19 protein-coding genes are annotated in these 21,591 nt (G+C 63.0%); 10 read left to right on the top strand and 9 right to left on the bottom strand.

The genetic code is table 11. The features are described 5' to 3' along the window. Positions 1-91 precede the first annotated feature (91 nt). A complete protein-coding gene (locus BM229_RS00100) occupies positions 92-553 on the top strand; it encodes an Lrp/AsnC family transcriptional regulator (protein WP_093925697.1) in 462 nt (153 codons plus the stop codon). A 139-nt stretch (positions 554-692) separates the two neighbouring features. Beyond that, entirely contained in the window at positions 693-1,805 is a 1,113-nt protein-coding gene (locus tag BM229_RS00105) for an S-(hydroxymethyl)glutathione dehydrogenase/class III alcohol dehydrogenase (RefSeq protein WP_093927154.1), read from the top strand. A 32-nt stretch (positions 1,806-1,837) separates the two neighbouring features. Here BM229_RS00105 and BM229_RS00110 read toward each other — a convergent pair whose 3' ends face one another. Then, the gene (locus BM229_RS00110) at positions 1,838-3,295 is read right to left on the bottom strand and encodes a cobyric acid synthase (protein ID WP_093925698.1); all 1,458 of its coding nucleotides are present in this window, start codon (positions 3,293-3,295) and stop codon (positions 1,838-1,840) included. A gap of 60 nt (positions 3,296-3,355) precedes the next feature. Here BM229_RS00110 and BM229_RS00115 point away from each other — a divergent pair, with 60 nt between their 5' ends. Further along, positions 3,356-3,934 carry a cobalamin biosynthesis protein CobQ gene (locus BM229_RS00115; RefSeq protein WP_093925699.1) on the top strand — a complete coding sequence of 193 codons (579 nt, stop codon included), beginning with the start codon at positions 3,356-3,358 and terminating at the stop codon, positions 3,932-3,934. Positions 3,935-4,007: 73 nt separating this feature from the next. Here BM229_RS00115 and BM229_RS00120 read toward each other — a convergent pair whose 3' ends face one another. Beyond that, entirely contained in the window at positions 4,008-4,328 is a 321-nt protein-coding gene (locus BM229_RS00120; protein WP_007120494.1) for a DUF6280 family protein, read from the bottom strand. A 221-nt stretch (positions 4,329-4,549) separates the two neighbouring features. On the opposite strand from BM229_RS00120, the gene efp reads away from it, so the two are divergent. Continuing rightward, on the top strand, positions 4,550-5,113 hold the full coding sequence (gene efp, locus BM229_RS00125; protein ID WP_093740442.1) for an elongation factor P: 564 nt from the start codon (positions 4,550-4,552) through the stop codon (positions 5,111-5,113). A 68-nt stretch (positions 5,114-5,181) separates the two neighbouring features. Here efp and ygfZ read toward each other — a convergent pair whose 3' ends face one another. Continuing rightward, positions 5,182-5,928, bottom strand: coding sequence for a CAF17-like 4Fe-4S cluster assembly/insertion protein YgfZ (gene ygfZ / locus BM229_RS00130; protein WP_093925700.1), 747 nt, complete (start codon positions 5,926-5,928; stop codon positions 5,182-5,184). Positions 5,929-5,992: 64 nt separating this feature from the next. On the opposite strand from ygfZ, the gene BM229_RS00135 reads away from it, so the two are divergent. Next, on the top strand, positions 5,993-6,676 hold the full coding sequence (locus BM229_RS00135; RefSeq protein ID WP_093925701.1) for a TIGR04283 family arsenosugar biosynthesis glycosyltransferase: 684 nt from the start codon (positions 5,993-5,995) through the stop codon (positions 6,674-6,676). A gap of 32 nt (positions 6,677-6,708) precedes the next feature. Here BM229_RS00135 and BM229_RS00140 read toward each other — a convergent pair whose 3' ends face one another. Then, positions 6,709-8,565, bottom strand: coding sequence for an ABC transporter ATP-binding protein (locus BM229_RS00140; protein ID WP_093925702.1), 1,857 nt, complete (start codon positions 8,563-8,565; stop codon positions 6,709-6,711). A gap of 233 nt (positions 8,566-8,798) precedes the next feature. On the opposite strand from BM229_RS00140, the gene BM229_RS00145 reads away from it, so the two are divergent. Beyond that, entirely contained in the window at positions 8,799-10,007 is a 1,209-nt protein-coding gene (locus tag BM229_RS00145; RefSeq protein ID WP_093925703.1) for a pyridoxal-phosphate-dependent aminotransferase family protein, read from the top strand. Here BM229_RS00145 and BM229_RS00150 read toward each other — a convergent pair. Next, complete coding sequence (locus BM229_RS00150) at positions 10,004-11,107, bottom strand: pyridoxal phosphate-dependent aminotransferase (protein WP_093925704.1); 1,104 nt, start codon at positions 11,105-11,107, stop codon at positions 10,004-10,006. The genes BM229_RS00145 and BM229_RS00150 overlap by 4 nt on opposite strands. A gap of 119 nt (positions 11,108-11,226) precedes the next feature. Here BM229_RS00150 and BM229_RS00155 point away from each other — a divergent pair, with 119 nt between their 5' ends. Then, entirely contained in the window at positions 11,227-12,018 is a 792-nt protein-coding gene (locus BM229_RS00155; protein ID WP_093925705.1) for a crotonase/enoyl-CoA hydratase family protein, read from the top strand. Between the two features lie 245 nt (positions 12,019-12,263). Here the strand turns inward: BM229_RS00155 and BM229_RS00160 are convergent, their stop codons facing one another. Both BM229_RS00160 and BM229_RS00165 read right to left on the bottom strand, forming a co-directional pair. Next, positions 12,264-15,197 (bottom strand): valine--tRNA ligase, encoded by a 2,934-nt coding sequence (locus tag BM229_RS00160; protein ID WP_093925706.1) that lies wholly within the window; start codon positions 15,195-15,197, stop codon positions 12,264-12,266. Between the two features lie 92 nt (positions 15,198-15,289). Next, the gene (locus tag BM229_RS00165; protein WP_093925707.1) at positions 15,290-15,730 is read right to left on the bottom strand and encodes an Lrp/AsnC family transcriptional regulator; all 441 of its coding nucleotides are present in this window, start codon (positions 15,728-15,730) and stop codon (positions 15,290-15,292) included. A gap of 100 nt (positions 15,731-15,830) precedes the next feature. Here BM229_RS00165 and BM229_RS00170 point away from each other — a divergent pair, with 100 nt between their 5' ends. The 3 genes from BM229_RS00170 to BM229_RS00180 all read left to right on the top strand — a co-directional run bounded on the left by BM229_RS00170 (position 15,831) and on the right by BM229_RS00180 (position 20,428). Next, complete coding sequence (locus BM229_RS00170) at positions 15,831-16,991, top strand: type III PLP-dependent enzyme (protein WP_093925708.1); 1,161 nt, start codon at positions 15,831-15,833, stop codon at positions 16,989-16,991. 70 nt (positions 16,992-17,061) lie between these two features. Next, positions 17,062-19,359 (top strand): xanthine dehydrogenase family protein molybdopterin-binding subunit, encoded by a 2,298-nt coding sequence (locus BM229_RS00175; protein WP_093925709.1) that lies wholly within the window; start codon positions 17,062-17,064, stop codon positions 19,357-19,359. Continuing rightward, positions 19,337-20,428 (top strand): DUF2235 domain-containing protein, encoded by a 1,092-nt coding sequence (locus tag BM229_RS00180; protein ID WP_167360166.1) that lies wholly within the window; start codon positions 19,337-19,339, stop codon positions 20,426-20,428. Before BM229_RS00175 ends, BM229_RS00180 begins: the two co-directional genes overlap by 23 nt. On the opposite strand, the gene BM229_RS00185 is transcribed toward BM229_RS00180, so the two are convergent. Both BM229_RS00185 and BM229_RS00190 read right to left on the bottom strand, forming a co-directional pair. Beyond that, a complete protein-coding gene (locus tag BM229_RS00185) occupies positions 20,425-20,811 on the bottom strand; it encodes a GFA family protein (protein ID WP_093925710.1) in 387 nt (128 codons plus the stop codon). The two genes, BM229_RS00180 and BM229_RS00185, sit on opposite strands and share 4 nt — an antisense overlap. Next, the gene (locus BM229_RS00190; RefSeq protein WP_093925711.1) at positions 20,808-21,551 is read right to left on the bottom strand and encodes a rhomboid family intramembrane serine protease; all 744 of its coding nucleotides are present in this window, start codon (positions 21,549-21,551) and stop codon (positions 20,808-20,810) included. Before BM229_RS00190 ends, BM229_RS00185 begins: the two co-directional genes overlap by 4 nt. Positions 21,552-21,591 lie beyond the last annotated feature (40 nt).

A 21,591-nucleotide genomic window follows, 5' to 3' on the forward strand; every position in this document is an offset into this window, starting at 1 on the left:
GATGCGGATTTTCGTACCATACTTTCTGGTATTTCGGCAAATTTGCGGATAAATTAACCTAGATAACATTTATCTGCGAAAGATTTATTCGATGAGCCAGATGGACAACACAGATCGCCAGCTTGTGACCTTGCTCCAGCAGGATTCGCGTATGCCGAATGCGCAACTGGCTGAAAAGCTGAATATTTCCGCCTCTGCTTGCTGGCGGCGCGTGAGGGCGTTGGAGCAGGCGGGCGTCATCAAACGCTATGCCGCCATCGTTGACCCCAAGGCGATGGGGCTGGGGTTTGAGGCGATGGTGCATGTGCATCTGACCCGGCATGATGCCTCGGCATTGGCCAGTTTTATCAGCGCAATCCAAAGCCGTAAGGAAGTGACTGAGTGTTTCGCCACCACCGGTCAGGCGGACTATCATCTGCGCGTTCTCTGCCGGGATATTGAGGCCTATAACGCCTTTCTCGAAAGCTTTTTGTTTCTGCACCCGGCGGTGAATTCTGCCACGACAAACGTTATCTTGCGGCAGATCAAAGCCCATGCGCCGATCACCGGCTAAGGCGCCATTCGATCAGTATATCGCGCATAGCCACTCACCGCGCGGCGCATCGTGAGCTGCACCGCTTTCTGAAATGGACTTTTGATACGGCCATGCTCCATATAGACCCAAGTGATTAACCTCGAAGGAGAGACCCATGATGAGAACCCGTGCCGCCGTTGCCGTGGAAGCTGGCAAACCGCTTGAAATCATGGAGGTGAACCTCGAAGGGCCGAAACGCGGCGAGGTTTTGGTTGAGATCAAGGCGACCGGCCTTTGCCATACCGACGAATTCACCCGCTCGGGCGACGATCCCGAAGGCATCTTCCCCGCGATCCTCGGCCATGAGGGCGCGGGCGTCGTGCTGGAAGTGGGCGAGGGCGTCACCACGCTGGAGCCGGGCGATCACGTCATCCCGCTCTACACGCCAGAATGCCGCGAATGCGAATACTGCCTGTCGGGCAAAACCAACCTCTGCCAAAAAATTCGCGTGACCCAGGGCCAAGGCCTGCTGCCCGATGGCACAACGCGGTTTTCCATGCTCGATGGCACGCCGATCCACCACTATATGGGCTGCTCGACCTTTGCCAACCACACCGTGGTGCCGGAAATCGCGCTGGCCAAGGTCCGCAAAGACGCGCCGTTTGATAAAATTTGTTACATCGGCTGCGGCGTCACCACGGGCATCGGTGCGGTGATCAACACGGCCAAGGTCGAACTGGGCGCGCGCTGCGTTGTCTTCGGGCTGGGCGGCATCGGGTTGAACGTGATCCAAGGTTTGCGGATGGCAGGCGCAGATCAGATCGTCGGTGTTGATCTCAATGACGACAAAGAAGAGGTCGGCCGTTATTTCGGGATGACCGATTTCGTGAACCCCAAGAACGTCGAGGGCGATCTGGTGGCGCATCTGGTCGAGGTGACCAAAGGCGGCGCAGATTATTCCTTTGACGCGACCGGCAATACCAAGGTCATGCGCGACGCGCTGGAATGTGCCCACAAAGGCTGGGGCGAGAGCATCATCATCGGCGTGGCACCCGCGGGGGCCGAGATTTCCACGCGTCCTTTCCAACTGGTCACCGGCCGGGTCTGGCGCGGCACCGCCTTTGGCGGGGCCAAGGGGCGTACGGACGTGCCCAAGATCGTCGATTGGTACATGAACGGTAAGATCGAGATTGACCCGATGATCACCCACAAACTGACTTTGGATCAGATCAACGAAGGCTTTGATCTGATGCACAAGGGTGAATCGATCCGCGCGGTCGTCGAGTTTTAAGCGTTCGGCTGGAGGGCCGCGCGCTCTCCAGCCTAGACCTCTGCCGCGAGGGAGAGGAACAGGTCGACATCCATATAGGTCTCGACATGATCGGCCAGCGCGTCGAGCGCATCCTCCACGCCGCTTTCGAAATCCAGCGATGAGGTCACGCCGAAACCGCCAAGATAGGCGCGGCGAAAGGCGTCTGAGCTGAAAATCCCATGCATATAGCAGCCATGCACCCGGCCCGAGGGTGAGGTCGCGCCCTCGGGCGTGCCGTCGAACCTGAGCCAAGCGCGGGCGCAGTCGGGGCCCGTGGTTTCACCTATGTGGATTTCATAGCCGGTGAGGGCGGTGCCGCTGGCGGGGTGCTGGCCGCTTTTCTCAGACAGATGTTTCAGCGGGGCCATCGTGGTCTCCACGTCCAGATGCCCCAGCCCCGCGACCTGCGCCGCCGGGCCTTCGATGCCTTGCGGGTCGGTGATCGTCTTGCCCAGCATCTGATAGCCACCGCAAAGTCCCAAAACATGGCCGCCCCGCCGGATATGGGCGGCAAGGTCAATGTCCCATCCCTCGGCCCGGAAGGCTTCGAGGTCAGAGATCGTGGATTTGCTGCCGACCATCAGGACCAGATCGGCGTCGGCGGGCAGGGGGCTGCCGGGCATGATCATCCGCAGGTCGACGCCCGGCTCGGCGGCCAATGGATCAAGATCGTCGAAATTGGCGATCCGGGGCAGGCGTGGCACGGCGATAACACAGCCCGAGCCGCCCGAACGGGCGCGAGCCGGCAGGTCCATCACATCTTCGGCGGGCAAGCGATGCGCCGCGTCGAACCACGGGATCACGCCAAGGCTCGGCCAACCAGTGCGCGCGGCGATGTCGTCTCTGCCTCCGTCAAAGAGGCTGCGGTCGCCGCGGAATTTGTTCACCGCAAAGCCCCGGATCAGCGCGTTGTCTTCCTGATCAAGCACGGCCTGCGTGCCGACGACCTGCGCGATCACCCCGCCTCGATCAATGTCGCCCATCAGCACCACCGACACCCCGGCGGCGCGGGCAAAGCCCATGTTGGCGATATCGCCTGCGCGTAGATTGGTTTCTGCCGGAGAGCCTGCGCCTTCAATAACAATCAAGTCGCAGTTTTCGGCCAAACGGTGAAAGGATTGCAGCACGGCGGGCATCAGGCTGGCTTTGTTGCGCCCAAACTCCCGCGCCTCTTGCTGGCCCGCGATTCTACCCTGCACCACGACCTGCGCGCCAGTGGCGCTCTGGGGTTTCAGCAGCACCGGGTTCATGTCCGTATGCGGTGCCACGCCAGCGGCACGGGCCTGCAAGGCCTGCGCGCGGCCAATCTCGCCCCCGTCTTCGGTGACGGCGGCGTTGTTGGACATGTTCTGCGGTTTGAAGGGGCGCACGCGCAGCCCGCGACGTGAGCAGGCGCGGATTAATCCGGCAACGATCATCGACTTGCCGACATTGCTGCCGGTGCCCTGTATCATAATGGCTTTGGTCATGTCATTCTGCCTCTGTTTCGCGCAAACTGGCGCAAAATGAGCGAAGGGGGAAGAGCCGCGATGAACACGCCTGCACATTTGCTTTTGGGCGCTGCCGTGATGGGGCGGGAAGGGGCCAAGCCGTTGGTCTGGGCGGCGCTCGCCGGGGCGCTGCTGCCGGACTTGTCTCTCTATCTGATGGCGGGTTTTGCGCTCTATGTCCAAGGGCTGCCGGGGAGTGTGGTCTTTGGAGAGCTTTACTACTCGGACCTCTGGCAGACGGTCTTTTCGATAGATAATTCATTCATCGTCTGGGGGGCGCTTTTGGCGCTGGCGGTCTGGCAGCAAGCGGGCTGGGCCGTGGCGCTGACGGGGGCGGCGCTGCTGCATCTACTGTTCGACCTGCCGTTGCACCACGATGACGGGCGGGCGCATTTCTGGCCGCTGACGGGTTGGATACTCGAAAGCCCGGTCAGCTATTGGGATGTGCGTCACGGCGCGGGCTGGGTCGCGCCGATTGAGGCGCTGATCAGCACCCTTGCCGCCATTGCGCTGTGGTGGCGTAGGCCGGGGTGGGTGCTGTCGGGCGTGACGTTGGCGTTGCTGCTGGCCGAGGGGCTGGCCTTGCGCAACTGGATCTTCTTTTTCGGAGCAGACTGACAGAGGCCCGGGCAGCAGACACAAAAAAACGCAGCCCGAAGGCTGCGTCAATTGCTCCGCTTGGCGGATATTCTCAGGCGGCTTCGGCCTGAAGCGCGGCATTGCGGCGCTCGGACTCTTCGCGCGACAGGGCGACGGAAGTCCGCACGCCTTTGCCCACAAATTCCATCAGACCTTCGACGACCCGCTCGTTGGGGTCAATCCCGGCACAGCTCAGCACTTCGCGACCGTCGCGCGAACGGGCCCAGCGGGCGATCTGTTCTGGGCCGTTGCCATATTTCTTGTCGTCGGCAATTGCGTCATCCAAAGCAGCAAGCACCACAGCAGCAAAGAGCTTGCGTGCGCGGTTGCCTTGCTCGTTGTTGAAAGCGGTGCCATCAACGAAATCTTTCATCTCGTCGTCCTTTCGATTATTCTTGCTCTTGTCATTCGGGCGTGGAGGTCCTTATGACGGATATCCTTTGATTCGGATACCTCTATTTAGCATACCTCCCATGCAACTTGCGCATATCTAGTTGCCGTAGCGACTGCAGATATCGCCCGCTTGCAGGGGACCATCCCTCCCGATATAGACCCGGTCATCTTATCATCAACCTTATGTCGTGGTTTTGTCACATGCCCAAGATTAACGGAAACGAGATCCGCCCCGGAAACGTACTTGAACATAACGGTGGCCTCTGGGCGGCCGTGAAGGTCGATCACGTGAAGCCCGGCAAGGGCGGTGCCTTTGCCCAAGTCGAAATGCGCAACCTGCGCAACGGCTCCAAATTGAACGAACGCTTCCGCTCTGCCGACAAGGTCGAGCGCGTACGGCTGGAGCAAAAAGACCAGCAATTTCTGTATGAAGACGACGGCATGCTGGTGGTAATGGACACCGAAACCTATGAGCAGGTGCAGCTAGATGCCGAGCTTTTGGGTGACACACGCCCCTTCCTGCAAGACGGTATGATGATCGTGGTCGAGTACCATGAGGCCGAGGCGCTGAACGCCCGTCTGCCGCAAAAAGTGGTCTGCAACATTGCCGAGACAGAGCCGGTCGTCAAAGGCCAGACAGCGGCGAATTCCTTCAAACCGGCCATTCTGGAAAACGGTGTGAAAATCTCTGTTCCGCCCTTCGTGGGGCAGGACGAAGCGATCGTGGTGAACACCGAAACCATGGAATATGTCGAACGCGCTTGACGCAACGTCATCTAACGTAAGCTAGATCAGCCCCGGTTTTGCCGGGGCTTTTTCTTGTTTTGGGGCGCTCAGGCGGCAGGGCCGGGCCAAGTGACCTGCGCGTCATCGGCCTGCATCTGCCCTTTGGCGCGGTCAAAGCGCAGATGCGCCAGCGCTTGGTCACCCGCTTGGGTGAACAGCGTGCCCGCAGGCTTGCCCTCTGCCGTGATCGCCGTACCGGGCGAGGCGCTGCCACTGACCTCAACCCGTGTCAGCCCCTTGCGCAACTCAGTCTTGTGCTTCATCCGCGCCGTGACCTCTTGGCCCACATAGCAGCCCTTGCGGAAGTCGAGCCCGTTGATCCGATCAAGCCCGGCTTCGAGGATGAAAGTATCAGGCGTCAGTTCCACGCCGGTTTCGGGGATCAGATGCGCCACGCGCAGGGCGTTCCAATCGGTTGTGTCCTCGGTCTGCGGCGTGTCGCGATAGGCGCGCCAGCCCATTTCCGGATGACGCGGGTCGGCCACGGCATCTTCGGGTGCGTGGCCGGTGCCACGGTGCAGGTGCAACTCGGTCGGCTCAATCGTCACCTTGGCCCGCAGCTTGTACATCGACAGCCGTTGGCTCAGCATGTCGCCAAGGCTTTCGTCCACATCAAGCAGAACCCCGTCGCCGTCAGCGATCAGAAAGAAATCGGCCATATATTTGCCCTGCGGCGTCAGCAGGGCGGCGTAGACCGGGCCTTGGTCAAGTTTGCCAACGTCATTGGTCACGATGCCTTGCAGGAAATCGCGGGTGTCGGGGCCGGAGAGGCGCAGAATGCGGCGCGTGGTCATGCGGTTGTCCTTTGATTGCTGGCCATGACATATAACCTGTCAAACCCATCCAAAAGGGGCAACCATGCGCGCGCCGATCTCTATCGTCATTCCCAGTCTCAATGCAGCCGTCGCGCTGCCCGCCTGCCTTGCCGCGCTTGTCGAAGGGTTGCAGGCCGGGCTGATCCGCGAGGTGATCCTGAGCGATGGCGGGTCGACAGATGGCACACCTCGGCTGGCCGAAGGCTGGGGGGCCGAGGTGATCTCAGGCGCGCCCTCGCGGGGCGGACAGTTGCGGCGCGGATGCAAAGCGGCGCGGGGTGAGTGGCTCTTGGTGGTCCATGCCGACACGGTGCTGTTGCCGGGTTGGACCGATGCGGTGCAGGATCACATGGCGCGCGGGGCCGGGGCGGCGGGATGGTTTCGCCTTAGGTTCGATCAGCGCGGGCTGGCACCACGATTGGTCGCAGGTTGGGCGAACCTGCGCAGCGCCTGCGGCTTGCCCTATGGCGATCAGGGGCTGCTGCTGCCCCGCGCGCTCTATGATGCGGTCGGCGGTTACCCCGATCAGCCGCTGATGGAGGATGTCGCCTTGGCCCGCGCCCTGCGGGGGCGTTTGGCTCGGCTCGAGGGCATCGCCGTGACCAGTGCCGAGAAATACCGCCGTCAGGGCTGGCTGCGCCGCGGCGGACGCAACCTTTGGACGCTGATGCGCTACGCAATGGGCGCCAGCCCCGACGCCCTTGCGGAAAGCTATCGGCGGTCGTGAAAAGGGCGCGGGTTGCCCCTGCGCCCCTGCACTCAGTTAAAGAAGACCGCCCCGATCCGTTGGAACAGATTAGGCTGACGCGCCCTTTCGCGGCGCTTTTTTGCAGAGAGGGCGCTGAGGCCACGGGCATCCGACACCGTCTTTCCGTCGCGGAATTGCAGGCGGTAAAGGTCGGCATAGATGCCGCCGCGCTCCATCAATTCGTCGTGGGTGCCTTCATCGGTGACTTGGCCCCGGTCCATCACCACGATCTTATCCGCGCTGCGAATGGTCGAGAGCCGGTGCGCGATGACGATGGTTGTGCGCCCCTTGGCGAGCCGATCAAGGGCATCTTGCACGACTTGCTCTGACTGGGCATCCAGGGCGCTGGTGGCCTCGTCCAACAGCAGGATGGGCGTGTCGCGCAGCAGGGCGCGGGCGATCACCACACGCTGACGCTGCCCGCCCGACAGGGCTGAGCCGCGCGGGCCGACGCGGGTCTCTAGCCCCTGTTCAAGCTGCGGCAGGAAATCGGCCACATGGGCGGCTTTCAGCACCCGGTCGAGTTCTTCGTCGCTGACATTCTCACGGCCCAGCACGATATTCTCGCGGAGGGTCTCATCAAACAGCAGCGCCTCTTGTGTCACGACAGAAAACAGGCCCCGCAGGTCCGGGATAGTCATCGACGTGGTGTCGACCCCGCCGATTTGAACGCTGCCGCTTTGTGGATCCACCAGCCGCGTGAGCAGGTTGAAAATGGTCGATTTCCCCGCGCCCGAGGCGCCAACAAGGGCGGTCGTCTGGCCCGCTTGCGCGGTCAGGTTCAATGCATTCAGCACCTTCGTATCGCCGTAGGAGAGCGAAACATCCGCCAAGGCAACGTCAGGCGGGCCATCGGGCGCGGCCACGGGCTTGGCCGGGCTGCGCAGGTGCAGGGGCGCGTCGAGCAGCTCCTTGATCCGCTCCAGCGCGGCGGCGGCCATCTGCCAGAGGCCGCTGATCGCGCCGAGGCGGCGCAGAGGGGAGAACATGAAACCGAGCGAGGTAAAGAAGGTCATGAACTCGCCAATGGTCTTGTTGCCGGCGATGATCTCGGACCCGCCGTAGACGATCACGGCCATGAAGCCGATGCCTGACATGATGTCGATCATCGCCGGGATCGCGGAATTGCCAAAGGCGGCGCGAACTTCGGTGCGAATAAAGGTGCGCGTCAACTCGCGGTATTGGCGGGCTTGATAGTCTTCCAGCGCGTTGAGTTTGATCTGCACGATGCCGTGAAAGACCTCGTCAAGACGTGTCGACAGGCTGGCGCCGATGTCGCGCGCCTCGCGCGAGCGGGCGCGGACGAAACGCTGGGCGATGGCGGCCGGCAGCACCATTAGCGGCACACCGACCATCGCCAAAAGTGCCCAGATCGGATCAATCGCGATGGCGACACCCATCAGGATCACCAGCCCCACCAGATCGCGGCCCGCGCCGGTGATGACCGCGCGCCAGACATCGCTGACCGCGTTCACATCCGATTGCACCCGCTGCACAAGAAAGCCGGGCGGGTGGTTCTGGTGAAAGGCACCGTCCTGCTGCATCATCCGGTCCAACAGGTCGATGCGCAGATCCGCCGCTGTGCGCTGCGCCACGCGGGTCAGCAACACCTTCTGCACCACCGTGGCCAGCGCGCGCAGCGCAAAGATCGCCACCAGCACCAGCCCCACCCAAACCAGCGCACCTTGGTCGCCGCCAACAAAGACGCGGTCGAACATCGGCTCCATCAGCTTGGCCAGCACGCCCAAGGTCGAGCCTTCGATGATCATGAAGATCACCGCGATGGCCATCAGGCCGGTGTGTTTCTTTAGATAGTCATGCCAAAGCCAACGCATCAACTGCGCGGAGGTGTAACTGTCATCATTCATGCCGGTGCCTGATCCTTTTGGGCAGTCGGATCCCGTGTACGAAAGCCGCGCAGGCAGGGCAAGCCGTCGCGGGGTGCGCGAAGGGCGCGCTTCCGGGCCGGGGCGGGGCGGGTGAGGGGCGTCTGGGGCGCGGCTTACCTTACGTCCGATCGCGTGTTGACCCCGGCCCGGCGGGCAGTAAGCTGCGTCCGACCGCAGCCCGGTCACGCATTTTCAAAACGGCAGCTAATATCATGACAAAGCAGAGTAAACTTGCCCAAGGTCGTTCGTACCTTGCCATTCCCGGCCCGTCGGTCATGCCCGATGCGGTGCTGAGCGCGATGCACCGCGCCGCCCCGAATATCTATGAGGGTGAGTTGGTTGAGATGATGCCGGCACTGGCGGCTGGTTTGAAACGTGTGGCGCGTACAGATCGTCATGTGGCGATGTATATCAGCAACGGCCACGGCGCTTGGGAGGCCGCGCTGAGCAATGTCATAGCCCCCGGCGACCGGGTGTTGGTGCTGGCCACGGGGCGTTTTGGCCATGGCTGGGCCGAGATGGCGACGGGGCTGGGGGCGGAGGTGGAAATCCTCGACTTTGGCCGCAACGCGCCGATTGATCTGGCGCAGGTGGCCGAGCGTTTGAAGGCCGACACGGGCCACCAGATCAAGGCGGTGATGGCGGTCCATGTGGACACGTCAAGCTCGGTGCGCAACGATGTGCCCGGCCTACGCCGTCTGTTGGATGAGGCAGGCCACCCCGCGCTTTTGATGGCCGATTGCATCGCCTCGCTTGGATGCGAGCGGTTCGAGATGGACGCTTGGGGCGTTGATGTCATGGTCACCGCCTCGCAGAAGGGGCTGATGGTGCCGCCGGGCATGGCATTCGTTTTCTTCAACGACCGGGCCGAGGAGGCCCGCGCGCGTCTGCCACGGGTGAGCCGCTATTGGGATTGGTCGCCACGCGCCCATGCGCAGGAGTTTTATCAGTACCACGGCGGCACGGCGCCGACGCATCACCTCTACGGCCTGCGCGCCGCGCTTGATATGATCCATGAAGAGGGGATCGAGCAGGTCTGGCAGCGTCATGCCACCTTGGCGCGCGCGGTTTGGGCGGCGTGCGAGGCATGGTCGGCAGAGGGCAGCCTGCGGTTCAACATCGAAGACCGCGCCCTGCGCAGCCATGCCGTCACCGCGCTGCGGCTGCAAGCGCCCCATGCGACCGAGTTGCGCGACTGGGTGCAAAGCAATCTGGGCCTGACACTGGGCGTGGGGCTGGGCATGGCCCTGCCGGGGGAGCCTGCATGGCATGGCTTTTTCCGCCTTGGCCATATGGGCCATGTGAACGGCCATATGGTCATGGGGCTGCTCGGCGGGATTGAAGCTGGGCTTTGCGCGCTGAAGATTGACCACGGGCCCGGCGCACTGCAAGCGGCGGCGGAGGTGATCGGCGGGGCTTAGGCCCCGCGCGCTTCGATCAGAGCGTCGGGTAAGGCGGCGGCGAAGTGATCCAGTTCCTCAGCCGTACTGCAACTGATGCGGATGCAACGGTTTTGCGGCGCGGCGAAGGGCATGCGCACGAAGATCCCCCGCGCCACCAGCGCGTCGAGGACCGCCTTGGCGAAGGTGCCATCGCTGCCACAGTCAACCGCGACGAAGTTGGCGGCAGAGGGTAGGGTGCTCAGACCATTTTCTTCAGCAATCTGCGTGATCTTTGTCCGAGCCTCGGCGATCTTGGTCTGAACCTCCTTGAGATAGCCTTGATCCTGCACCGCCGCCAAGGCCCCCGCCTGCGCCGCGCGGTTCAGACCAAAGTGATTGCGCACCTTGTGAAAGGCGGTGATCAACTCGGGCGCGGCGATGGCATAGCCGATCCGCGCCCCGGCAAGCCCGTAGGCTTTGGAGAAGGTGCGCATCCGGATCACCCGTGGGTCATCGGCGGAAAGCGGGGGTGCTGTGCCCTCGGGGGCGCATTCGATATAGGCCTCATCCAGCAAAAGCAGGCTGCCTTGGGGCAGGTCGTCGAGCGCGCGCGCGAGCGCCGCACCCTCATGCCAGGTGCCCATCGGATTGTCGGGATTGGCGAGATAGACCAGCTTGGCATCAACCTCCGCCGCCTTGGCAAAGAGTGCTGCCGGGTCCTCGTGATCGTCGCGGTAGGGCACCTTATGCAGCACGCCGCCAAAGCCTGTGACATGGTAATTGAAGGTCGGATAGGCGCCTTCCGAGGTCACCACTGCATCGCCTTCGCCCACCAGCAGGCGGACGAGATAGCCCAACAGCCCGTCGATCCCTTCGCCGACGATGATGTTTCCGGGTGCAACGCCATGCAATTCGGCCAATGCCGCGCGCAGCTCCACGCTTTCTGAATCGCCGTATTTCCACATCTCGGTCTCAGCCATGGCTGCGATGGCGCGGGGCGAGGGGCCAAAGACGTTTTCATTGGCGCCAAGCCGCGCTTTGAAGGGGCGGCCAAGGCTGCGCTCCTGTGCTTCGGGGCCCACGAAGGGGACGTTGGCGGGCAGGCGTTCGGCGAGGGGGGTGAGGCGTGTATATGTCATGCGCCAAGGTGTAGGGTCGCGCCGTTGAGAGGGCAAGTGCCGCCGCACCTGCCGCCACGTTTTGCTGGTGCCGCGCGATAATCTGCGCTGAACTGCGCCAAACATTCAGGAGAACAGCCATGCCCCGCGTCACCACCCGGATCGAAGACCATATCGCCCATGTGACCCTCACCCGCGCCGACAAGATGAACGCGGTGGATGATGAGATGATCGAAGCGATCATCGCGGCAGGTCAGGAGGTTGCCGCATCGGACGCCCGCGTAGTGGTGCTGTCGGGCGAGGGCAAAGGGTTTTGCGCGGGCATTGATATCGGTGGCCTCTCGGGGATGCTGGGGCAGGATGTTGAGGCGCTGATTATGCCGCGCAGCCATGGCGAGGGCACGACGAACAAATGGCAGGAGGTGTCGATGGTTTGGCACCGTTTGGAAATCCCGGTGATCGCGGCGCTGCATGGGGTGGTCTATGGCGCCGGGATGCAACTGGCGCTTGGGGCGGATATTCGGATTGCCGCGCCGGATACGAAGCTTGCGGTGATGGAGATGAAATGGGGCATCGTGCCGGATATGGGCGGCATGGTTCTGTTGCCGCGGTTGGTGCGCTCGGATGTGTTGCGGCGGTTGACCTATACCGCCGCGCCGGTGGATGCCGCGCAGGCGGAGCGTTGGGGGCTGGTGACCGAGGTCGCCGATGATCCGCAGGCGGCGGCTTTGGAACTGGCGCAGGTGATTGCGGGGAAGGGGCCGAATGCGATCCGCACGGCGAAGCGGTTGATCGGATACGCGGAATCCGGTGCGTCGGATGCGGATGTGCTCTTGGCCGAGTCGCGGGAACAGGCGGCGCTCTTGGGCAAGCCTGAGCAGATGGAGGTGATCGCGGCGGAGTTCGGCAAGCGGCCTGCGGTGTTTAAGTAAGACGGCTTGCGCATCGGTTGCATTGAGCGCAACCGCCCGGAATCAAGGCCGTAAGGCCGCCGGGCAGCGCCAGACCGCCCGGACGGGCTGGCGCTTTAGCTTTTGGAGTGCCGTCCCGGAAACCGATCGTATGCGCGGCAGGATAAACTGCCCAATTGAAATGTCGTGAGCGCCACCCCGCGGTCTGGCGCTGCCCGGCTCGCGTGACGTTTTGGCGTGGCAGCTAAACCGCCACGCCCTCAACCTCAGCCCAGTTCGGCCAGACGGTTCAGCGCCGCCTGCAACTGGTCGGCCTCTTCCTGACGCGCATCCAGATTGGCCTGCGCTTCGGCGACAACCTCTTCCGGCGCTGAGGCCGCAAACTTGGGGTTGTTCAAACGCCCCTTCAGACCGCCGATCTCCTTGCCCAGCTTATCGAGCGACTTTTGCAGACGCGCCTTCTCGGCATCGATGTCGATCAACCCGGCCAGCGGCAGGCCGAAGCTTGCCCCCGGTGCCGCGATGGACACGGTGCCTTTGGGGAAACTGTCGGTCTTTTCAAGGCTCTCGACTCGCGCGAGGCGTTTGATCATCAGCTCGTTGCGGTCCCATGCGCCTTGGGCGGCCTCGTCCATCTCTGTCACCAGCATCGGCACCTTCAGCCCGGCGGGCACATGCATCTGCTGACGCGCGGAGCGGATGCTCTCAATGAGGCCGATGACCCAGTTGAGCTCGCGATCAGCTTCGGCATCCAGCAGATCGGCGGTGGTGTAGGTCGGCCAATCGGTCAGGGCGAGCAGCTGGTCGCGTTTTGCGGTGGTCTGCCACAGTTCTTCGGTGATGAAGGGCATGATCGGGTGCAGCAGCACCAGACATTGCTCCAACACCCAAGCCATCGTCGCGCGGGTTTCCTCGGCCTCTGGCGCGTCGTCTTGCAACAGCGGTTTGGAGAGTTCCACATACCAGTCGCAGACCTTGCCCCAGACAAAGGCGTAGAGCGCATTGGCCGCGTCGTTGAAGCGGAAGTTGCCAAGCGCCGCGTCGACCTCTTCGCGGATGCGCGCGGTCTCGCCAACGATCCATTTGTTCAGCGTGGCTTCGGGCTGCGGCATCGCGGCGGGCATGCTGGCAAAGACGTTGTTCATCTCGGCAAAGCGATGCGCGTTCCACAGCTTGGTGCCGAAATTGCGATAGCCCGCGATGCGCTGCGTGCTGAGTTTCAGGTCACGCCCCATCGCCGCCATCGAGGTAACGGTAAAGCGCACCGCATCCGCGCCAAACTCGTCGATCAACTCCAGCGGGTCGAGCACGTTGCCCAAGGACTTCGACATCTTTTTGCCCTTCTCGTCGCGCACCAGCGCGTGGACATAGACGGTGTCGAAGGGTTTTTGGTCGACCACGGCGTATTGCATCATCATCATCCGGGCGACCCAGAAGAAGATGATGTCAAAGCCGGTGACCAGCACGGAGGTCGGGAAGTACTTTTCCAGCTCTGCGGTCTGCTCGGGCCAACCCAGCGTGCCGATGGGCCAGAGGCCGGAGGAGAACCATGTGTCGAGCACGTCGGGGTCGCGGCGCAGCGTCTTGCCCGGCGCCATGGCCTGCGCCTCTGCCTCGGTCGGCGCGCAATACTCATTGCCCTCATCGTCGAACCAAACCGGGATCTGATGCCCCCACCACAGCTGCCGCGAGATACACCAAGGCTCGATGTTCTCCAGCCAGTGGAAGTACACTTTGCGGTCCTGCTCGGGCAGGATCGTCACCTCGCCCGAGCGCACGGCGTCGATGGCGGGCTGCACGATCTTGTCGGTGGCGACGAACCACTGGTCGGTCAGCATCGGTTCGATCACCACCTTGGAGCGGTCGCCGAAGGGCTGCATGATCTTCTTGGCTTCGACGAGCGGCACGAGGTTCTCTTCCTCGGTGCGCATCTCGCCGCCTTCACCGGGCTCGACCGGGGCCTTCTTGGCGGCGCGGCCAAGGCGCGGGTCGGTGGCCTCGGTCATCACGGCAAGGCCCTCGGCGGTCACGTCTTCGACCACGCGCTTGCGGGCCTCGAAACGATCCAAGCCGCGGTAGGCGTCCGGCACGAGGTTGATCTCGGTCGCATCTTCAGGGGCGGGTTCAGATCCATCGGCGATGGCTTGGGCGCGGGCGGCGGCCTGATCGTAGGGCAGACCATCGGCGCGCATCTGGCCTTGGGTGTCCATCAGCGCGTAGAGCGGGATGCCGTTGCGCTTGGCCACACCGTAGTCGTTAAAGTCATGCGCGCCGGTGATCTTGACGGCACCGGAGCCGAAATTCTTGTCCGGGTATTCGTCGGTGATGATCGGGATGAGGCGGCGCTGTTCTTTCGGGCCGACCGGGATTTCGCAAAGTTTCCCGACGATTGAGGCGTAACGCTCATCCGATGGATGAACTGCAACAGCGCCGTCGCCCAGCATGGTTTCGGGCCGTGTGGTGGCGATGGAGATATAGTCGCGGGTCTCTTCGAAGAGCGTGTTCCCGTCCTCGTCTTTCTCGACGTAGGTATAGGTCTCGCCCCCGGCCAGCGGATACTTGAAATGCCACATGTGGCCGTCGACCTCGGTGCTCTCGACCTCAAGGTCAGAGATCGCGGTCTCGAAATGCGGGTCCCAGTTGACCAGCCGCTTGCCGCGGTAGATCAGCCCCTTGTTGTACATATCCACGAAGACCTTGATGACGGCGTCGTGGAAATTACCCTCTTCCCCCTCGGGCGCACCGGGGGCGCCGGACATGGTGAAGGCGTTGCGCGACCAGTCGCAGGAGGCGCCCAGACGGCGCAGCTGGTCAATGATCGTGCCGCCGGATTTCTGCTTCTGCTCCCAGACCTTGGCGGTAAACGCCTCGCGGCCCAGCTCACGGCGGCCGGGCTGGCCGGTGGCGGCCAATTCGCGTTCCACCACCATCTGCGTGGCGATGCCCGCGTGGTCTTGGCCGGGCTGCCAGAGGGTGTCGAAGCCCTGCATCCGGTGCCAGCGCACCAAAATATCCTGCAGCGTGTTGTTGAAGGCATGCCCCATGTGCAGAGAGCCGGTGACATTCGGCGGCGGGATCATCACCGAGAAATGCTCATCCCGTTGTGCGTTTGCGCCGGCCTTGAACGCGCCCTTGGTCTCCCAATCGGCGTAGATGCGGCTTTCCGCCTCGGCGGCGTTGAAGGTCTTTTCGAGTGCCATGGTCAGTGATCCCTTTTGTTGCGCCCCGTTTAGCGCTCTGGCGCGGTGAGGGAAAGACCCCTGACAGGGCTTGGGCCATAGCAAGGGAGGGGTTAGCCGCGTCTGTCGATCTTGGTGCTCAGGTGGATCAGGCTTTCGCTGCCCTTCACGCCGCGCGTCTCGCCAATACGGTCGAGGGTTTCGTCCAGTTCCTGCGTGGTTTGTGCGGCGATCTGCACCAGCAGGTCAAAACGGCCCGAGGTGGTGTGCACGACCTGCACAGCGGGCAGGCTGCGCAGGCGGGCCAGCACGGCGGGGCCAGCGCGCAATTCGATATTAACCAGCGCTGTGGCATGCAGCGGGGCACGGGCGGCCTCGCCCAAGCGCAGGGTGTAGCCGACGATGGCACCGCTGCGCTCCAACCGTTCTAGCCGGGCCTGAACCGTTGTGCGGGCAAGCCCAAGACTGCGGGCCAGATCGGCGACCGGCAGGCGGGCGTTGGATTGAAGCGCCGCGATCAAAGCGCGGTCTGTATCGTCAAGTTGTGGTGTCATGTCGTCACTATGCCGAAATTTTCCGTCACTTTAGGCGGTTTGACACGATGAATCGACCGAAATTCTCGGTTCACTGGGGGAAAGCAAACAAGAGGCCATCATGCAGCACACCGCCCCCCTTTCAGCCACGCCCGCCGCCTATCTGGCGAAACACAGCCCTGACGCGCCGGTGCTGTTCCTTGCGCCTTCGGTACTGCAAGCCACGGCGCGGCGCTTTCAGGCGGACTTTGATGGGCTGGTGACCTATGCGGTCAAGGCCAATGACCGGACAGAGGTGTTGTCGAACCTCGTCGCCGCCGGGATCACCACTTTTGATGTCGCCTCTCCGGCGGAGATGGCAGCGGTTCGCGCGGTCTGCCCGCAGGCAGTGCTGCATTACAACAACCCGGTGCGTTCGGCAGCGGAGGTAAAGGCCGGGATCGCGGCGGGCGTCTATAGCTGGTCGATTGATGACATGTCGGAACTGGCCAAGCTGCACGACGTGCCACGCGACAATGAGGTGGCGGTGCGTTTCGCGCTGCCGGTTAAGGGCGCGGCCTATGATTTCGGGTCCAAATTCGGCGCGGCGCCTGAGCAGGCGGCGGCGCTGCTGCGCGCGGTGGTAGAGATGGGTTTCACCCCTTCGATGTGTTTCCATCCCGGCACGCAGTGCAATGACCCGCAGGCTTGGGTGCAATACGTCCACGCGGCGGCGGATATCCTGCGGATGGCGGATGTCTCGATCGAACGGTTGAACATTGGCGGAGGCTTTGCCGTCGATCGTGGGTTTGACTCGCCCGATCACCGGGCTGTTTTCGCTGCCGTGAAAGCGGCGTTGGTTGAGAGTTTTGGCGCGGAAGCACCGACGCTGCTCTGCGAGCCGGGCCGCGCGATGGTTGCCGATGCGGCTGTCTTGGCGACCCGTATCAAGGGGATGCGCAATGAGGGGCGGACTGTCTTCTTGAACGACGGAATCTATGGGGGGCTGCCCGATCTGCGCGACATGGGCCTGTCGGGGTTGGTCGATGCGGTCGGCCCTGATGGCGCGCTGCGCCAAGGGGCACCCAAACCGCGGGTGGTCTTTGGCCCGACTTGCGATTCGCTGGACCGTTTGCCCGACGGCCTGCCTTTGCCTGAGGATGCGCAGACCGGGGATTACCTCTTGTTCGGCGGTATGGGGGCCTATTCCATCGCCATGTCGACCGCCTTTAATGGCTATGGTCTGGCGGGGGTCGCACTTGTGTCGGACCTCGGGGCGCAGCCCAAGCGCAAGGCGGCCTGAGCCTCTGGACACTGACGCTTTGCCCGCTACTGTTGCGCTGGAATAAGCAGGGCAGCAGGGGCAGCGTCAGATGGAAAAGTTCGGGAAAAGTCAGCCGGTCAAACGGGTGGAAGACCACCGTTTTCTGACCGGCGAGGGCCGCTATGTCGACGATATCGCCCCGCGTGACGCATTGCAGGGCGTCTTTTTCCGCGCACCCGTGGCCCATGGGGTGATCACCGAGTTGGACCTGAGCGATGCCCGCGAAGCGGAGGGCGTGCATCTGGTGCTGACCTGCGCCGATCTGGAAGCGGCGGGGATGGATATCGCCTTGCCGCATACGGTTGTTGATAACCGCGACGGCAGCAAAGGGGCGGCACCGCTGCGCCCGATCTTGGCCAAGGGCCGCGTGCGCTATGTAGGCGAGCCGGTAGCCTTGATCGTGGCGGATACTCTGCAGCAGGCTCGCGACGCGGCTGAGTTGATCCTCTTTGACGCCGATGACCTGCCTGCCAAGATGGACATCGCCCCGGGTGGCGAAACATTGCACCCTGAAGCGCCAGACAACCGCGCCTTCGACTGGGGCATGGGGGATGAGGCTAAGGTCGAGGCGGCATTTGCGAAGGCTGCACAGCGCGTCAAGCTGGAGGTCGGCGACAACCGCATCATCGTCAATTCGATGGAGCCACGCGGCTGCTATGCGGATTGGGCCGATGGCCGGTTGCATGTGGCGCTGGGCGGGCAGGGCGTCTGGGCGCATAAGGGCTTCTTTGTCAAAGCTTTTGGTCTCAGCGAAGACAGCGTGCGCGTGACCAATCCCGATGTAGGCGGCGGTTTCGGCATGAAGGCGATGACCTACCCTGAGTATTTCTGTGTCGCCCAAGCTGCCCGGGCGCTGGGCCGCCCGGTGCGCTGGATGTCAGAACGCACCGAAGCCATGCTCACCGACAACGGCGGGCGCGATCTGGTGTCTTGGGCCGAATTCGCCTTTGACGAAAACCACAAGATCACCGCTTACCGTGTCGACACGCGCTGCAATCTCGGGGCCTATAACAGCCAGTTCGGCCAGCCGATTCAGTCGCAACTGTTCTCCAAGGTTTTGATGGGCGTCTATGACGTGCAAGACACCTATCTGCATGTGGAGGGCTATTACACCAACACCGTGCAGGTCGACGCCTATCGCGGTGCAGGGCGGCCTGAGGCGATCTATGTGTTGGAGCGGTTGATGGACCGCGCCGCGCGGGAGTTGGGCGTCGATCCGTGGGAATTGCGGCGGATCAACTTCATCAAACCGGATCAGTTTCCCTATACCACCGCCACGGGAGAGCTTTACGACGTGGGCGATTTCGCGCGCCTCCTGACCCGGGCGGGAGAGGAGGCCGACTGCGAGGGGTTTGCGGCCCGCCGTACCGCCGACGCCAAACGCGGCCTGCTGCGGGGGCAGGGCCTGTGTTACTATATCGAAAGCATTCTGGGCGATCCTTCCGAAGGGGCCAAAGTGGTCTTTGAGGAGGATGGCAGCGTGACGATCTATGTCGGCACCCAAAGCAACGGGCAGGGGCATGAGACGGTCTATGCGCAGTTCCTGTCGGATCAGACCGGCATACCGCCGGAGCAAATCCGCGTTGTGCAGGGGGATAGCGACTTGATTAAAAAGGGCGGCGGCACCGGCGGCTCACGTTCGGTCACCACGCAGAACACGGCGACCTTGGCCACCGTGGCGAAGATAACCGAAGTCTTCACCGCGTTTCTGGCTGACGAACTGGGCGTTGCGGCCAGCGATATCACCTTTGACGACGAACGCTTCCGCGCCGAAGGGTCAAACGCCACGCCCACCATGCTGGAGGTGGCCGAGATGGCCCGTGCCAAGGGCCGAGACGATCTGCTGAGCCACCACGAACGCGCCAGCCTGCCGGGGCGCAGCTATCCCAACGGGGCGCATGTGGCCGAGGTGGTGATCGAGCCTGAAACCGGGGTGGTGACGCTTGACCGCTACACGGTGGTCGACGATTTCGGCAACCTGATCAATCCGATGCTGGCCGAAGGGCAGGTGCATGGCGGGGTCGCTCAAGGGATCGGCCAAGCGGTGCAGGAACGGGTTGTTTATGACGAAGACGGGCAACTGCTGACCGCCACCTTCATGGATTACGCCATGCCCCGTGCCGCCGATCTGCCGATAATCTCTTTCACCTCTGAGCCTGTGCCCTCGACCGCCAATGCCATGGGCATGAAGGGCTGTGGTGAGGCTGGGACTGTGGGCGCGCTGGCGGCGGTATCGAACGCGGTGCAGGATGCGCTTTGGGAACGCGGTGTGCGGCAGGCGGATATGCCTTTCACCCCGCATCGGGTTTGGGAGATGCTGCAAGGTGCCGCAATCGCAGCCGAGTAAAACCCTGTTCCAACGGCTCTTTGGGTGGTTCTGGCGACGGCCTGAAAGCGATTTCGGCCCGCGCCGGGGGGCGGTGACCCATGTCATCATCCTTGACGGGACCATGTCCTCGCTCGACCTGGGGCGCGAGACTAACGCGGGCATCGCCTATGGCCTGTGCCGCGAGATGGGCAGCGCCCTGTCGATCTATTACGAACCCGGTCTGCAATGGCGTGATTGGCGCAGCGCGCGCGATGTTATCATGGGGCGCGGGATCAACCGACAGATCCGCCGCGCCTATGGCTATCTCGCCTCGCGCTACCGACCCGGGGACCGGATTTTCCTGATGGGTTATTCGCGTGGCGGCTATGCCGTGCGCTCGCTCGCCGGGGTGATCGACCGGGTGGGCCTTCTGCGTGCCGAGGTCGCGACAGAGCGCAACATCCGCGATGTCTACCGCCATTACGAGGCGCAACATCTGAGCAAGGCGGGCGAATTGTTTGCGCGGGCCAACTGCCACCCTGAGGTAAAGATTGAGGCGATCGGTGTTTGGGATACGGTCAAATCGCTGGGCCTCAACGCGCCGCTGTTTTGGCGGTTCTCGCAGCCGCTGCATATGTTCCACAACCACGATCTAAGCCGTAATGTGAAGAACGGCTTTCAGGCGCTGGCGCTGAACGAAACCCGTGTCGCCTATGCCCCGGTGCTGTGGACCACGCCCGAGGGCTATGCTGGACGGCTGGAGCAGGTTTGGTTTCCGGGCACCCACGGCGATGTCGGCGGGCAGTTGGGCGGTGATGAAGCTGCGCGCCCCTTGGCCAATATCCCACTGGTCTGGCTGTTGTCGCGGATGGAAGACAGCGGTCTGCCGCTCCCCGAAGGCTGGACCACACGCTTTGATCAAGACCCGACTGCGCCCTCCATCGGGCGCTGGCGCGGCTATGGCAAGATGCTGGTGACCCGCCGCCGTCGCGTTGTGGGGGCGGATCCGTCAGAGCGGCTACACGAAAGCGTGGATCAGCGCCGCGCAGAGGCCGAGCCACAGCCGGGGCTTCTGGCGCGGATGCAGGGGGTGATTTCCAGCCTCTAGTCGCCCTTGCGGTCCGAAGGGTGATAGATGCCGTCGCTATAGGGCAGCGGCTCCATCTCCCAAGGCAGGACCCCTTCGATCGCGCCGAGGTTCACGCCGCATTCATCCGGGTTCGAGCGGCGGCGGTGGTGGGTATAGATGCCGCAGGTCTTGCAGAAGTAGTGTTGCGCCGTATGGGTGCCCCATGTGTAAAGCGTAAGGTTTTCAGCGCCTTCCAGCACGGTCACCGTCTCGGCCAGCGCCGTCACCGTAGCGGCGGCACGGCGGCGACAGAAGGAACAGGTGCAGCGCGAGGCCGAGGCCAGACCGCGCGGAAACAGCGCTTCGATCACCACGGCCCCGCAGTGACAAGAGGCGCGGCGGGTTTCTGAGGTTTCGGTCATTTGCGTCTCACTTTCGGAATGCGGCTTTCGGCTAGATCATAGTCGGCGGCGGCATGGGGCGGATGGCCGTCGGTCTGTCGCCAAAAGGCAAAACCGCCCCGGCGCAGCCAAAGCGGCAGGGTCAGAACCAGCCCCGCGATAAACCCGCCTGCATGGGCCCAATAAGCCACACCGCCGGTGCCCGGCGTGGCACCGATCCCGCCGATGAACTGCATGCCGAACCACAGGCCCAGCATGATCCAAGCCGGGATCGCGAAGATGCGGAAAAACACGATAAAGATCACCAGAATGTCGACCTTGGCACGGGGGAACAGCAGCAGATAGCCCCCCATGACGCCGGCAATCGCGCCCGAGGCCCCGACCATAGGCACCCAAGACAGCGGCTCTGTCACCACTTGGCCCAACCCTGCGGCGATGCCACTGGCGAGGTAGAACAGCAGATAGCGCCCGTGGCCCATCTCATCCTCGACGTTGTCGCCGAAGATCCACAGAAACAGCATGTTACCGGCCAGGTGCATCCAGCCACCATGTAAGAATTGCGAGGTAATGAGGCCGAAATACCCCTCCCCATGGGTCAGCCGCGCGGGCAGCAGGGCGTAGGTGTAATAGAACTCCCCCAAGGCGCGCTCGTCCGCCATCAGCGACAGAGAGGACAGGAACACGCCAATGTTCACCGCCATCAGCGCGTAGGTGACATAGGGCGTGCGGCCCGAGGGGTTATGGTCGCGGATCGGGAACATGCGGGCCAGCCTTTGCCAAGTCTTGCACCGCGTCAAGCGG

The organism is Sulfitobacter dubius (assembly GCF_900113435.1).
In the GTDB taxonomy this organism is placed as follows: domain Bacteria; phylum Pseudomonadota; class Alphaproteobacteria; order Rhodobacterales; family Rhodobacteraceae; genus Sulfitobacter; species Sulfitobacter dubius.

Excerpts from the sequence above, each read along its gene's own strand:
- BM229_RS00100 (WP_093925697.1), top strand. The coding sequence starts at position 92 with ATGAGCCAGATGGACAACACAGATCGCCAGCTTGTGACCTTGCTCCAG.
- BM229_RS00105 (WP_093927154.1), top strand. The coding sequence starts at position 693 with ATGAGAACCCGTGCCGCCGTTGCCGTGGAAGCTGGCAAACCGCTTGAA.
- BM229_RS00110 (WP_093925698.1), bottom strand. The coding sequence starts at position 3,295 with ATGACCAAAGCCATTATGATACAGGGCACCGGCAGCAATGTCGGCAAG.
- BM229_RS00115 (WP_093925699.1), top strand. The coding sequence starts at position 3,356 with ATGAACACGCCTGCACATTTGCTTTTGGGCGCTGCCGTGATGGGGCGG.
- BM229_RS00120 (WP_007120494.1), bottom strand. The coding sequence starts at position 4,328 with ATGAAAGATTTCGTTGATGGCACCGCTTTCAACAACGAGCAAGGCAAC.
- efp (WP_093740442.1), top strand. The coding sequence starts at position 4,550 with ATGCCCAAGATTAACGGAAACGAGATCCGCCCCGGAAACGTACTTGAA.
- ygfZ (WP_093925700.1), bottom strand. The coding sequence starts at position 5,928 with ATGACCACGCGCCGCATTCTGCGCCTCTCCGGCCCCGACACCCGCGAT.
- BM229_RS00135 (WP_093925701.1), top strand. The coding sequence starts at position 5,993 with ATGCGCGCGCCGATCTCTATCGTCATTCCCAGTCTCAATGCAGCCGTC.
- BM229_RS00140 (WP_093925702.1), bottom strand. The coding sequence starts at position 8,565 with ATGAATGATGACAGTTACACCTCCGCGCAGTTGATGCGTTGGCTTTGG.
- BM229_RS00145 (WP_093925703.1), top strand. The coding sequence starts at position 8,799 with ATGACAAAGCAGAGTAAACTTGCCCAAGGTCGTTCGTACCTTGCCATT.
- BM229_RS00150 (WP_093925704.1), bottom strand. The coding sequence starts at position 11,107 with ATGACATATACACGCCTCACCCCCCTCGCCGAACGCCTGCCCGCCAAC.
- BM229_RS00155 (WP_093925705.1), top strand. The coding sequence starts at position 11,227 with ATGCCCCGCGTCACCACCCGGATCGAAGACCATATCGCCCATGTGACC.
- BM229_RS00160 (WP_093925706.1), bottom strand. The coding sequence starts at position 15,197 with ATGGCACTCGAAAAGACCTTCAACGCCGCCGAGGCGGAAAGCCGCATC.
- BM229_RS00165 (WP_093925707.1), bottom strand. The coding sequence starts at position 15,730 with ATGACACCACAACTTGACGATACAGACCGCGCTTTGATCGCGGCGCTT.
- BM229_RS00170 (WP_093925708.1), top strand. The coding sequence starts at position 15,831 with ATGCAGCACACCGCCCCCCTTTCAGCCACGCCCGCCGCCTATCTGGCG.
- BM229_RS00175 (WP_093925709.1), top strand. The coding sequence starts at position 17,062 with ATGGAAAAGTTCGGGAAAAGTCAGCCGGTCAAACGGGTGGAAGACCAC.
- BM229_RS00185 (WP_093925710.1), bottom strand. The coding sequence starts at position 20,811 with ATGACCGAAACCTCAGAAACCCGCCGCGCCTCTTGTCACTGCGGGGCC.
- BM229_RS00190 (WP_093925711.1), bottom strand. The coding sequence starts at position 21,551 with ATGTTCCCGATCCGCGACCATAACCCCTCGGGCCGCACGCCCTATGTC.